Source organism: Pseudomonas sp. Z1-14 (genome assembly GCF_051132005.1).
Taxonomy (GTDB): domain Bacteria; phylum Pseudomonadota; class Gammaproteobacteria; order Pseudomonadales; family Pseudomonadaceae; genus Aquipseudomonas.
The window spans coordinates 2,229,991-2,243,044 of the sequence record NZ_CP071646.1 but is presented as its reverse complement, the minus strand read 5'-3'; the positions used below and the strand labels follow the sequence as shown (position 1 = coordinate 2,243,044).

Below are 13,054 nucleotides of genomic sequence, written 5' to 3'. Positions count from 1 at the left end.
CGAAGCGAACGCAAGCCTGTGAATAGTTCAGTCATTTGACTGTAGCCAAGGTTCCAGCAACAGCCTTTTAAAAAACTGTTAAAGGTATGAGGAGGCCGAAAAAGATTCAGAGCCATGCGCCATTTCCCAATGGGCGCGGACTGACTATTCGCTGGCCTTGAACGTCACGAGTTCGCCCTTGCGCCATTTAGCGGCCTTGGCGGTGACCGCTTTCAGCGTCTTGGTCAAACCTTCCTGCAACTGTTCGTGGGCCGCGAAGACGGTCAACACGCTGTGGCCTTCCTTGAACAGAATTGCATGGCCATCGGCAGTCGTGACGAAGGCATAGTCACCGAGGCCATAGACCGTCAACTTGATTTCACGAAAACGGATTTCAAACTTGCCACCCTCGCGACTTGGCAATACCGCCGCGCGAAAATGATCACCGACCTTGAGTTCAAGCCGAGGTTTGTCATCAACCACCAGCGCCGATTCCGTATCGAGTTCGGCAACATAGATGCCTTCGGCGGTTTGTTCGGTGATATAGACAAAACGTGACTGGAATTGCTTGACCAGCTTTGCCCGAAGGTCACCCAGTACAAATAACGCGTGCATGTCGAGATTACTTACTGCCAAGGAAACATCCCCATCTTTGAATGACCCGCCCTGAAAGACGGACCACGAGAACCCGCAAGGTCGCAATGACCTGTAGTTGAATTCGAATTGAACGACGCGCCCAGACCCGAGCGAGAGAAGACTAATGGATTGCCACTCTCGCTGCCTTTCCCCGCGATCGTCAGAGGCTGAAGGAAAACGCCACTCTGCGCATCGGAAAAGGTGGGACTACTAACTTTAGGGAAATTTCTCAGTTAAAAAAGCATTTTTCTGACATCGAGGGCAAAAAAAATTGCTTTAGATAGGCACAGCCGTCCACACGGCGCCGTCGATTCTAGAGCAGCCGATGGCGCGCAGACTACTCGAAACAACCGGCAATTCGTCGGTAAACCATGAAAAGGAATTCCCATGGGTACTTCCCCAACGTTGCTCCGCCCCCTTGATTCGCGTATTGCCCAAGCATATGAGCGCCCTGGTGCCGAGAACCACCTCGCAACGGCCCTGATCCTGCCGCGATACCGAGTCGTCCTGGCCGGGACGTGTTTTTTCCATATCGAAGAAACGGCGACTGGACGTGTAAGAGGTTTCCGCGCCGATCATAACGAAGCCTGTTACCTGGCCAGGCGCCTCGAACAGAGCGCTTGCGTTTTATCCGCACCCCGTCCATGACTTAACTCAGCCGCCGACCGGCAACTGCTGCCATACTGGCCGCCCAGCGCAGGCCGCCATCGATTGGCGGCCTGCGCACAATAAAATGACTTTGAAGGGAAGGCGCGACGTGACGGAATTGGATATCGGCGAATTTTTCATCCGGGGCGAAGCCAGAGAGGTCGAAGGCGAGTTCCAGGCCGTCATTGTGATGCGCGCCAAATCACCTTCCAACGCTGTCACTTACCACCAGGTGGAGAAGGATCGCTGGTTCAAGACTACGGAGATTGCTGCCGAAGCCGCCAGGGATGCGGCAAAGGCATTGAAGCTCGCCGTGGATGAAGGTGCGTTGAAAGCTTGAAATCGATCGAACTCCTGACGACTGCCTGGCCTCAGATAAGGGAAGCAACCGAGGCGCCATGACGGCGGCAGTCCAGAGGAGTCCTGCAACATGGAACAACCATCACACGAGCTCAAAACCCTGTTTGATCAATTGGGCCTGCCTTCGGAAGGCAGTGCCATCGACGACTTCATCATGGCACACCCGCTGGATCCGAACACCAAATTGGTCGATGCGCCTTTCTGGTCGGACCAGCAAAGAGACCTGCTGCGCGAATGGCTACTCGCCGACGGTGAGGAAGCAGTGCTGGTGGATCAACTGAATGTGCGCTTGCACGACGGCAAGTAACCTCAAGACCACCGCTAACTGCTCTCGTGGCGAGGGAGCTTGCTCCCGCTGGCCTGCGCAGCAGGCCCATGATTTGCGACTGCTGCGCAGCCGAGCGGGAGCAAGCTCCCTCGCCACAAGAGCTCTTCGCACCGTTGCGCTGAGATTCAGCGCGGCTTCTCGGGTTTGTAACCCAACCGCAATCCTCCCCAGTGACGCCCCTTGAGCATGATCGGCACCGACAGGTCATGCATCAGTTCCCCGGTGTCACGCGTATAGGTTTGCAGCAACACCTGCTGTTGGTGGCTGCCGCAGCGAATCCCGGTTCGATCGGAAAACTTGCGCTTGGTGCGGTTGCTCAGCGTGTCCACCTGAGGATTGCCGGTCAGCGGCTGGCAGAAGGCGTTGTTGTGGGTCGGCACATAGCCTTGCTGGGTACAGGCAATCGCAAACACCAGGCCTTCATGCCGGGCGAGTAGCGGTTCCTGGATGGCCGGCAGTACCTGATCGGTGTAGCGGTCAAAACGGGTCTGGAACTTGGCCGGGTGGGTATTGGGGATGGGCTGGTAGTTGCGGTCGAACAGGTCTTCGAGGCTGATACGGCCCTGATCAACATCCGCTTCGAACTGCGCGGCAATCCGGCTAGCGCCTTCGCGGGCCAGGTCATAGACCCGCTGGTGGTAATCATCGAGGCCCACCTCGGCCAAACGCTCGCTGATGGTTTCGGCCTGGCCTTCCATCTGTACGGCCGCCTCGGCCAGGCGCTGGGTCTGTTGATCGCTGATTGCCAGGTCGCTGCGCATCTGCTCGATGGCATGGAACAGACTGTCGAGCTGCTCGCGGTTGGTATCGGTGCCTTGGGCGATGGCGCTGACCTGGGTTTCGACACCCGCGGCGAGCCGGGCAATGTTCTCCAGGTGTTGGCCGGTGTGCTCGACTTGCTGCACGCCGCTGTCCAGGTCGCCAGCCAGTTGCCGGATCTGTTCAACCACCTGCGCAGTGCGCTGCTGGATGTCCGCCACCATCACCCCGACCTCGCCGGTTGCCGCGGCGGTGCGCCCGGCCAGGCCGCGAACCTCGTCGGCCACCACCGCGAACCCGCGGCCATGCTCACCGGCCCGGGCCGCTTCGATGGCGGCATTGAGCGCCAACAGGTTGGTCTGGCTGGCGATCGATTGAATCACCAGGCTCACGCGCTGGATTTCGTCGCTGCGCACGCTCAGCGCTTCGATCAACTCACGGCTGTCATTGGCGCGTTGGCTGAGCTGATGCATGCGGCTGATGGATTCCACCAGTTCGCTGCGCCCGGCGACACTGCTGCGATGGGCCTCGCTGGCCGCGCCCAGCGCCTGCTGGCTGAGCTGCGAGGTGGCCTGCTCGGTCGCGATCATCGCCTCGGCATTGCTGACGATCTGCGCCGCGGCGCCCAGCTGCGACTGGACCTTGCCGGCCAATTGCTTGACCGAATAGGCCACCCCCGCCGCCGACAGAGCGTTATGGCTGGTGGTGTAGGAGAGATCGCGGGTCAGCTCGGCCAGGCTGTCGCTCGCCGCTGGCGCGGGAGTACTGGCCAGGCGTGAGCGCAGACGTGGCAACCAGACGATGAGCAGCGCCAGCGGCAGGCCCAGATACAACGACCAACCGCCCAATGTCATGCCGCAAAGCAGCAAAACCAGCGCGACGCTTTGCAAAGTCGGCGCAACCCAGCGCGCCGTGCCACCCGCCGCGGGCACCGAGGCCGACGCTGCCGCCGCCAGAGATCCGTCTGTCGCCATGTTTGTCACCCACATTTCTCATTGTTATGCACGCATTAAACGCCACTACAAGGCCATTATCCATGGTCCATTAGTCGTGTTTTTTGCATCAGCTCAATGAGCATAGGCGAACAGGCGAAAGCAAAAAGATCGCAGCCTCCGAAAGAAGGCTGCGATCTTTTTCTGGAACGGAATCAGGCCTGACGCTGGTGCTTGTCGATCTGTTCGTGACGTTCCTGGGCTTCGATGCAGTACTTGGTGGTCGGGCTGATCAGCAGGCGCTTGAGGCCGATCGGCTCGCCGCTGTCGTCGCACCAGCCGAAGCTTTGGTCGTTGATGCGGTCCAGGGCCTGCTCCAGTTGCGGCAGCATGCGTTGGTCGCGATCGATGGCGTTGACCAGCCAGGTGCGCTCTTCTTCCACGGAAGCGGCGTCCGCCGGGTCGGCCGGGGTGTCCAGGCTCTCAATGGCGATTCGGTTCTGTTCGATGCGCTCGTGGGTTTCGACCTTCATGTTCTGCAACAGCTTGGTGAAGTAAGCCAGTTGCTCGGCATTCATGTAGTCATCCGCCGGCATGGCCAGCAACTTTTCCTTTGTCATTGATATCTCTATAAAAAAACGTGCATTAAGGCGAATTATGGAGCGTCCCGCACCGGACTTGGTACGAAAGGCGCCTGCGTGACTTCTCGTACCCGTCCTGAGCCGCCACGCTCATCGGGAAGGCGCCGTTTATTCCAAGCGCCACCCGGCACTCAATTTACGAGGGGCGGCAGTCTAAGGCCGAGTTGGGGTGTCAGCAACCGAAAACATGGGGAAAATGTCCGACAACCGCTTCAAATGCTGCCTCGACAGGCTTCTACCGGCCATCGGAGTGCGTTTATAACAAGAAATTCGCTGCAATGGCTGTATTTAGAAGACAAATGGCAACGCCACGCGGGTCAGGCGTGGCGCTTTGTCGCATCGGCAGTGACCTAGCGCTTGAGTTTGCGCTTGTTGCGGTATTGGTCGATGACCACCGCGACCACGATGATCAGCCCCTTGATGATGTCCTGGATATAGGCGTCGACACCGACAAAGGTAAAGCCGCTAGCCATCACCCCGAGGATCAGCGCGCCGATCACCGTCCCGGTGATGCGCCCCACCCCGCCGGCCAGGCTGGTGCCGCCGATCACCGCCGCGGCAATCGCGTCCAGCTCATAGGACATGCCCATGCCCGCCTGCCCGGTCGCCGCACGCGCCGAAGCCACCACGCCGGCGAGTCCCGCCAGCAGTCCGGCGATGCTGTAGACGATCACCAGATGACGCTTGACGTTGATGCCCGAGGTCCGCGCCGCCTGCATGTTGCCGCCGATGGCGTAGGTGTATTTGCCGTACTTGGTGTAGCGCAAGGCAATGTGAAAGATCACCGCCACCACCAGGAAGATGATCACCGGCATCGCGCCATGACCGATGGCCGTATAGGAATCAGACAGCATGCTCACCGGCTGGCCTTCGGTGTAGTACCGCGCCAGGCCTCGCGCCGAGACCATCATGCCGAGGGTGGCGATGAACGGCGGGATGCCGGTAAGGGCGATGATGCTGCCGTTGATTGCGCCGGCCAGCAAACCGACCCCCAGCCCCGCCACCACCGGGATCCACACCGGCAAGTCGGTCAGCGAGGGAAATACCGCCCGGGCGAAATCCGAGGTCTGGGCCAGGCTGGCGGCAATCATCGCCGACAGCGCCAGAACCGAGCCGGATGACAGGTCGATGCCGGTGGTGATGATCACCTGGGTCACGCCGATGGCCAGCAGGCCGATGATCGACACCTGCAGGATCATCAGCACCAGGCGCTGCGAATTCATCAGGAAACTCTGGTCGCGCATGATCCAGCCGAACATCTCGAACACCAGCCCGATGCCGATCAGCACCAGGAAAATGCTCAGTTCCGTCGGCAACCGTCGACGCGTCCTGGCCGGTGCGGCCGCGGGTTTGTTTTCCAATATCGCGTTCATAGCCATTTACCTTTGTTATCTGGGCAGACGGGCAATCAGGACAGGCCCGACGCCAGTTGCATGACTCGTTCCTGGGTCGCTTCGCTACGGTCGAGGGTGCCCATCAGGTCACCTTCGTGCATCACCATGACCCGGTCGCTCATGCCCAGCACTTCGGGCAGTTCCGAGGAAATCATGATGACCGCCATGCCTTCGCTGGCGAGGTAGGAAATGAGTCGGTAGATTTCCGCCTTGGCGCCAACATCGATACCGCGGGTCGGCTCGTCGAGGATCAGGATGCGCGGGTTGGTCATCAGCCAGCGGGCCAGCAACGCTTTCTGCTGGTTGCCGCCGGACAAGGTGTCGATGCACTGCTCGAGGGACGGCGTCTTGACCCGCAGTTTCTTGCACATTTCTTCGCACAGCGCGCGCAGGGCTTTTTGCTGGATGAAGCCGTTGCCGACGTAATGGGGCAACACCGCCATCTCCATGTTTTCCAGCACCGACAGGCAGGGAAACAGGCCGCTGAGCTTGCGGTCTTCGGTCAACAGGGCGAAGCCCTTCTCGATCGCCATGTGCGGATCGGTGATGCGCACCGGCTCGCCGTCCAGCAGGATCTCGCCGCCGGTGGCCGGGGTCACGCCAAAGATCGCCTCGGCGACATTGGTCCGGCCCGAGCCCATCAACCCGGCGATGCCGAGGATCTCGCCAGCATGCAGGTCGAACGACACGCCTTTGAAGATACCGTCCAGGCTCAGGTCGCGTACCGACAGCACCTGATCGCCGATGGGCTTGTCCCGCTCGGGAAACAACTGGCTCAACTCGCGCCCGACCATCATCGAGATCAGGCTGTCGCCGTCCATGCTGTCGGCCCGTTGCAGACCGATGTAGGCACCGTCACGGAACACCGCCACCTCATCGGCGATGGCGAACACTTCATTCATCTTGTGGGTGATATAGATGATGCCCTTACCCTGGGCCTTGAGGTCGGCGATGATGGAAAACAGATGCGCGACTTCCGTCTCGGTGATGGCCGAGGTCGGTTCGTCCATGATCAGGATGTCCGAGTCATACGAAACGGCCTTGGCGATCTCCACCATCTGCCGCTCGGCGATGCTCAGGTTGCCCACCTGCTCCTCGGGGTCGAGCTTGATTCGCAGGCGCTCCAGCAAGCGCGCGGTGCAGCGGTGCATCTCACCGTGGTCGATCATGTGCAGGCCGTTGAGCTGCTCACGGCCGATCCAGATGTTCTCGGCGATGCTCATGTGCGGCATCAGGTTCAGTTCCTGGTGGATCATCGCGATCCCGGCCTGCAAGGCCGCCAGCGGGGTGTCGAACGTGATCGGCTTGCCGCGCAGGCGCAGCTCACCGGCATCCGGCTGGTAGATGCCAGCGATGATTTTCATCAGCGTGGATTTGCCTGCGCCGTTTTCACCCATCAAGGCCAGCACCGAGCCGGGGCGCACCCGCAGTTGCACGTCGGACAGGGCCACCACGCCGGGAAAACCCTTGCTGACGTTGACGACTTCCAACAGGTACGGTTCGTCAGGTAATGCGCCCGGCTGGAAAGTCGCCGCCGGGGCGCTCGTAGCAGTCGCTGATGCGAACATGGTCAGGTACTCCCTCGGCAAGATCGGCGCGGCGACCTTGCCTGTTTATTGTTGTGATGGAACGGGTGGGACGTCACTTGAACTGATCGACGTTCTCCGGCGTGATCAGGCGATACGGCACCACGACGGATTGCATCTTCTCGCCCTTGGCCATTTTCACCGCCGTGTCGATGGAGCCATCGGCCTGGCCCTTGGCGTCCTGGAACACCGAGACCGCCATCTCGCCTTTCTTGATGGCGTTCAAGCCATCCGGCGTGCCATCGACCCCGGCAATCAGGACGCTGCCCTTCTCTTTGCCAGCGCCCTTGAGCGCCATGGCGGCGCCGATGGCCATCTCGTCGTTGTTGGACACCACGGCCTGGAAGTCGCGGCCCTGGGTCAGCCAGTCATTGACCAGGGTCATGCCCTTGTCCCGCGACCAGGTGCCGGTCTGTTCCTGTTCGATCTTGATGCCCGGGTACTTGGCCAGCACTTCCTTGACGCCCTTGGTGCGGTTGGTGGTGGAGTTGTTGGCCAGGTCGCCCAGCAAGATCACGATGTCGCCCTTGCCGCCCATCTTGTCGGCCAGGTATTGCATCTGCATGCGCCCGGCTTCCAGGTCATCGGAGGCCACGGTGACTACCCCTTCCGGCAACTTCAGATCGTCCGGGCGGCGGTTGACGTACACCAGCGGGATGCCCGCGGCCACCGCGGCCTTGGTGATGCGCTGGGTCGCGGCGGTGTCCACGGGGTTGACGATGAGCGCATCGACCTTCTGGCTGATGAAGCTTTCCACCTGGCTGAGCTGCTTGACCACGTCACTGCGCGCATCTTCGAATTGCAGGGTGACGCCGTCCGGCAGGGACTTGGCTTTCTTGTCCATGGATTCGCGCAGGTAGGTCAACCAGGTGTCATCGAACTGGGACATGCTGACGCCGATCTTCAGGTCCGCCAGGGCAACGCCGCTGGCGAACATCAACGACAGGGCCAGCGAGGCAATACGGGTCTTGGTCTTCATGAACGGTCTTTCTCCACATTTTTGTTGGTCTTATGGATAAGGCGTGACGGACTTCAGGAACGCGGCAAACGCACGATCGGTGCGCCGGGCATGCAGCACACCACGGCGCCCTTGCGCTGGATGCACAGGGATTCGAAAAAAGGAAGGATTGCGGACAGGCGCAAGGGCAGTGGCAGGTGAAACGCAGAGCGGTTGAAGGTTTTCATCGACGGTACCTGGCTGTGTTTCTTGTTTTTGTTTAGTTCGTCGTTCATTCAAGCCGAGCCTGGATAAACACGAACAGGGTTGTCGGTCACCTGGAATCGACTTTATTGGAAAATATTTTCCATATCAACTGATTTTAGAATTTTATTCGTTTTTTGTTCCGTGACCAACGGGCGTGGATAAATACACCACGTTGCCCTGCTCCGCGCTTTGCCTTGCAGCGTCCAGGACACGGGTCGTGGCCAGGGCGTCGCGAGCGGCGACCGGCAGCGGCCCGTCGCCCTGCAAGGCGGCCTGGAGACGCTGGTAGAACGCCAGCCAGCAACCGCGTTCCGAGGCCACGCGCTCGCGCTCGGCACCGTGTTCGAACCAGCCCCAGCGCCGGTGCTCCTCGGCGCCCCAGCGCTCGCCTGCGATGGCCGGGCTCAATCCCGCCAACGCCTGGGCTTCCTGCCCATCGAGGCCTTCGACGGTATAGCAGCCTTCGCTGCCACTGACCCGAAAGCGTGGGCGCGGCGCGTCCTGCAGGCAACTGCCGCGCAAGTGCGACACGACGCCGTTGGCGTGGGCCAGCGACATGAAGAAGCCGTTGTCGTAGGCCTGGTCTGGCTGTCGATAATCCAGCTCGGCGTAAACCCGCAGCACCGGGCCAAACAATTGCAGTGCCTGGTCCACCAGATGGCTGCCCAGGTCCCGCAGGAATCCGCCGCCGCTGCCCTTGCCAACCGAGCTCGGTGAGTAACGTTCGACGCTGGACTCGAAGCGAATCACCTGCCCCAGTGCGCCGGATCCGAGCAACTTGCGCACGGTCAGGAAATCCGAATCCCAGCGCCGGTTCTGGTAGACGCTCAACGGCACGTTGCGGCGTTCGGCGGCCAGCACCATTGCTTCGGCCTGGGTGGCATCAAGGGCGAAAGGCTTGTCGCTGACCACCGCCACGCCGTGCTCGATGGCTTCCAGCACCAGCGCCGGGCGCGCTTCCAGCGGCGCGGACACCACCACCGCATCGACGCCGGCCGCCACCAGTTGCACAAGGCTGTCGAACGCTTGGGCCTGTGGATGCTCGCTTGCCAATTGCTGGCGCCGCTCGGTGGAGCGGGTTACCACGCCGACGAAAGTAGCCCCCGGCAGGCTGCTGATCAGCGGCGCATGGAAAAAAACGCCCGCCCTTGCCGTAGCCTACTAATCCGATTCGCATGAAAGCCCCTTATGTAGATGCAACTCCTGTGGGAGCGAGCCTGCTCGCGAAAGCGTCAGGCCCGCCAGCATTAATATCGCCTGACCCACCGCCTTCGCGAGCAAGCTCGCTCCCACAATTTGACCGAGTACCTTTGGGGGTAGCGCGGTCGACTGTATGTAGGGCTTGACCGCGAAACCGCAGTATCCAAAGCCCCTTGTGGGAGCGAGCCTGCTCGCGAAAGCGGTGGATCAGTCACATCAATGCTGGCAGACACACCGCCTTCGCGAGCAGGCTCGCTCCCACAGTTTGACTGCATGCCCAAAGGGCATGTGCTCAGCCGTAGAACCGTGGCCGTTCGGGCAGTTCGACCTTGACGATCTGCCCGCTCTGCTGCGCTTCGATACACGCGTCCGCCGCCACCGCCGCGGCAAAGCCATCCCAGGCCGAGGGGCCGCCCACCTGGCCGGCGCGCACGCCGTCGATGAAGGCCTGCAGTTCGACGTCGTAAGCGCCGATGAACCGATCTTTCCAGTCCATCAGGATCGCATTGGAAAGCTTGGCGCCGCTGCGCAGTTGCACCTGGGACGGTTCTGGCAGCCTGGCGATGCCGGTCTCCCCCACCACTTCGCACTGGATGTCGTAGCCATACTGGCAATTGACGAACACTTCGACGTCGATGCGCGTGCCCTTGGCGGTTTCCAGCAGGACGATCTGTGGATCGCGCAAGTGCGCCAGGGCCTTGCTGGTCTTGCGTGGAAACACCACCTGCACCGAGACGTAGTCGTCGGCCAACAGCCAGCGCAACACGTCCAGCTCGTGAATCAAGGTGTCGGTGATGGCCATGTCGGTCTTGTAGTTTTCGCCCACGCTGGGGTTGCGGTGGGCACAGTGCAGCATCAACGGCTCGCCGATCTGTCCGCTGTCGATCACCGACTTGAGCGCCCGATAACCTTCATCGTAGGGGCGCATGAACCCGACCTGTACCAGGCGCTTGCCGTGGGCCACTTCGGCTTCGACGATCCGGCGGCAACCTTCGGCGGTAACGGCCAACGGCTTCTCACAGAACACCGGCTTGCCGGCCGCGATGGCCGCCAGCACGAATTCTTCATGACTCGGGCCCCAGGACGTGACGAGGATCGCCTCGACGTCCGGCGCCTTGATCAGTGCATGGCCGTCGGGATAGACCTCGGCGGCCAACTTCAGGTATGCCACCACTTTCGCCGCTTGCACCAGGTTGATGTCTGTCACCGCGACGACCTGGCTGTTGAGCAACGTCTGGCTGCAACGACGGATATGGTCCTGGCCGATGGCCCCGGTGCCGATGACGCCCAGCTTCAAAGACATGTGGAACTCCTTTCGTAGGGTTGGGGCAATCAGTATTGACGGGCCTTGGCCAGTCGTTCGTTGAGGGTCTTGGCGACGGCATCGGTACGGGCGCTGGTAGAGACTTGCGCCACGCCGACCCGCCACCACGACAGGTACTTGTGGATCATGGTCTTGGGCAGGACCTTGATGTCGATCAGCGTCGAGACCGTCTGGAGTCGGGCGTCGGCCAGCGCGGCGTGCAGTTCCTCCAGTGTCTTGACCTTATAGGTCTTGCAACCGTAGGCCGCCGCGCTCATGGCGAAATCCACCGGCACGAAGGCGCCGTCGAGCTTGCCCGTCTCGGGGTTGCGAAAGCGGAACTCGGTGCCGAAGCTGTCCATGCCGTGTTCCATCTGCAGGTTGTTGATGCATCCGAACGTCATGTTGTCCAGCAGCACCACATTGATCTTGCGGCGCTCCTGGATCGAGGTGGCAAGTTCGGAGTGCAGCATCATGTAGGAGCCATCGCCCACCAGCGCGTAGACCTCCTTGTCCGGCTCGGCGAGCTTCACGCCCAGGGCGGCATTGACCTCGTAGCCCATGCACGAATAGCCATATTCGACGTGGTAGGTATTCACGCCCTTGCTGCGCCAGCTGCGCTGCAAATCACCCGGCAGGCTGCCGGCGGCGGCGACGATGACGGCATCATCGGCCAGGGTTTCGTTGAGGGTGCCGAGCACGCGGCTCTGGGTCAGGCAGGATCCGGTGAGCTCGATGAACTCGCGAAACACCGCCGGGTCCATGTGGTCGTTGATCTCGGGAACGAAGTCATCAGCCTGGAAATCGGCCTGGTAGACCCGGTCCACTTCCGCCTGCAACTGCGCCTTGGCATCGGCGATCTGCCCGCCCCATTCGGCGCGATAGGCGCCCATCGCGGCGGACAAAGCCTCAAGCCCCGAACGCGCATCGGCGAGCAGTTGCACACCGTCGAGCTTCAAGGCATCGCACGGGCTGATGTTGAGGTTGAGAAACTGCACCTCGGGATGCTGGAACAGCCATTTCGACGCCGTGGTGAAATCACTGTAGCGGGTGCCAACGCCGATGATCAGGTCCGCTTCCTTGGCCAGGAGGTTCGCCGCCAGGCAACCGGTTTCGCCGACGCCGCCGACGTTCAATGGATGACTGGAGACCACGGCGCTTTTGCCCGCCTGGGTTTCGGCGAAGGGGATGTCGAAACGCTCGGCAAAGGCCTGCAACGCGGCGTTGGCCCCGGAATACCTGACGCCACCACCGCAGATGATCAACGGCCGGCGCTTGCCCTTGAGCAGCGCCAAGGCATCGCCGAGCATCGCCTCGGTGGCCGGGCGACGGTCGATGCGGTGCACACGTTTTTGCAGGAAATAATCCGGGTAGTCGTAGGCCTCGGCCTGTACATCCTGGGGCAGCGCCAGCGTCACCGCGCCGGTTTCGGCCGGGTCGGTGAGCACGCGCATCGCCTGGATCGCGGCGGTCATCAGCTGCTCGGGGCGGTTGATCCGATCCCAGTACTTGCTCACGGCCTTGAACGCATCGTTGGTGCTGATGCTCAGGTCATGGAACTGCTCGATCTGCTGCAGCACCGGGTCGGGTTGGCGGCTGGCGTAGACATCGCCGGGCAACAGCAGCAACGGAATGCGGTTGGCCGTCGCGGTGGCGGCGGCGGTCAGCATGTTCGCCGCACCGGGGCCGACCGACGAGCTACAGGCGTAGATCCTGCGCCGCAGGTGCTGCTTGGCAAAGCCGATGGCGGCATGGGCCATTCCCTGCTCGTTGCGGCCCTGATGGACCACCAGGTCGCCGCTGTCCTGCTCCAGTGCCTGGCCGAGGCCCAGCACGTTGCCGTGGCCGAAAATGGTAAACACCCCGGCGACGAACTTGCTCTGGACGCCATCGACCTCGATGTACTGGTTATCGAGGAATTTCACCAGGGCCTGGGCCATGGTCAGTCGTGTTGTGGTCATGCTTGCACCCTTTTCAAACGCAACTCGGTCAAGTGTGGGAGCGAGCTTGCTCGCGATAGCGGTGTATCAGGCAACTGATGTGTTGAATGGGCTACCGTCATCGCGAGCAAGCTCGCTCCCACA

11 protein-coding genes and 1 pseudogene are annotated in these 13,054 nt (G+C 61.3%); 2 read left to right on the top strand and 10 right to left on the bottom strand.

The genetic code is table 11. The annotated features are described in order from the left end of the window. Nucleotides 1-144 precede the first annotated feature (144 nt). Nucleotides 145-594: a hypothetical protein gene (locus J3P89_RS10345; RefSeq protein ID WP_305500385.1), complete on the bottom strand. Its 450-nt coding sequence runs from the start codon at nucleotides 592-594 to the stop codon at nucleotides 145-147. Nucleotides 595-1,372: 778 nt separating this feature from the next. Here J3P89_RS10345 and J3P89_RS10340 point away from each other — a divergent pair. Continuing rightward, nucleotides 1,373-1,603, top strand: a complete 231-nt coding sequence (locus J3P89_RS10340) for a hypothetical protein (RefSeq protein ID WP_434630225.1) — start codon at nucleotides 1,373-1,375, stop codon at nucleotides 1,601-1,603. A 90-nt stretch (nucleotides 1,604-1,693) separates the two neighbouring features. Then, the gene (locus tag J3P89_RS10335; protein ID WP_434573505.1) at nucleotides 1,694-1,930 is read left to right on the top strand and encodes a DUF2789 family protein; all 237 of its coding nucleotides are present in this window, start codon (nucleotides 1,694-1,696) and stop codon (nucleotides 1,928-1,930) included. 146 nt (nucleotides 1,931-2,076) lie between these two features. Here the strand turns inward: J3P89_RS10335 and J3P89_RS10330 are convergent, their stop codons facing one another. From J3P89_RS10330 to iolD, 9 genes and pseudogenes are all read right to left on the bottom strand, one after another. After that, a complete protein-coding gene (locus tag J3P89_RS10330; protein WP_434697455.1) occupies nucleotides 2,077-3,684 on the bottom strand; it encodes a methyl-accepting chemotaxis protein in 1,608 nt (535 codons plus the stop codon). 173 nt (nucleotides 3,685-3,857) lie between these two features. After that, nucleotides 3,858-4,262, bottom strand: a complete 405-nt coding sequence (locus J3P89_RS10325) for a TraR/DksA family transcriptional regulator (RefSeq protein ID WP_434557518.1) — start codon at nucleotides 4,260-4,262, stop codon at nucleotides 3,858-3,860. 371 nt (nucleotides 4,263-4,633) lie between these two features. Further along, nucleotides 4,634-5,656: an ABC transporter permease gene (locus tag J3P89_RS10320; protein ID WP_003180516.1), complete on the bottom strand. Its 1,023-nt coding sequence runs from the start codon at nucleotides 5,654-5,656 to the stop codon at nucleotides 4,634-4,636. Between the two features lie 35 nt (nucleotides 5,657-5,691). Next, nucleotides 5,692-7,245 carry a sugar ABC transporter ATP-binding protein gene (locus J3P89_RS10315; protein WP_434630219.1) on the bottom strand — a complete coding sequence of 518 codons (1,554 nt, stop codon included), beginning with the start codon at nucleotides 7,243-7,245 and terminating at the stop codon, nucleotides 5,692-5,694. A gap of 73 nt (nucleotides 7,246-7,318) precedes the next feature. After that, nucleotides 7,319-8,242: a sugar ABC transporter substrate-binding protein gene (locus J3P89_RS10310; protein WP_434573498.1), complete on the bottom strand. Its 924-nt coding sequence runs from the start codon at nucleotides 8,240-8,242 to the stop codon at nucleotides 7,319-7,321. Between the two features lie 53 nt (nucleotides 8,243-8,295). After that, entirely contained in the window at nucleotides 8,296-8,496 is a 201-nt protein-coding gene (locus J3P89_RS10305; protein ID WP_434573496.1) for a hypothetical protein, read from the bottom strand. Between the two features lie 94 nt (nucleotides 8,497-8,590). Next, nucleotides 8,591-9,644: pseudogene (locus J3P89_RS10300) on the bottom strand (Gfo/Idh/MocA family protein). Between the two features lie 315 nt (nucleotides 9,645-9,959). Next, nucleotides 9,960-10,970 (bottom strand): Gfo/Idh/MocA family protein, encoded by a 1,011-nt coding sequence (locus J3P89_RS10295; RefSeq protein ID WP_434697454.1) that lies wholly within the window; start codon nucleotides 10,968-10,970, stop codon nucleotides 9,960-9,962. 29 nt (nucleotides 10,971-10,999) lie between these two features. Next, nucleotides 11,000-12,931 (bottom strand): 3D-(3,5/4)-trihydroxycyclohexane-1,2-dione acylhydrolase (decyclizing), encoded by a 1,932-nt coding sequence (gene iolD / locus J3P89_RS10290; protein WP_434697453.1) that lies wholly within the window; start codon nucleotides 12,929-12,931, stop codon nucleotides 11,000-11,002. Between the last annotated feature and the right edge of the window lie 123 nt (nucleotides 12,932-13,054).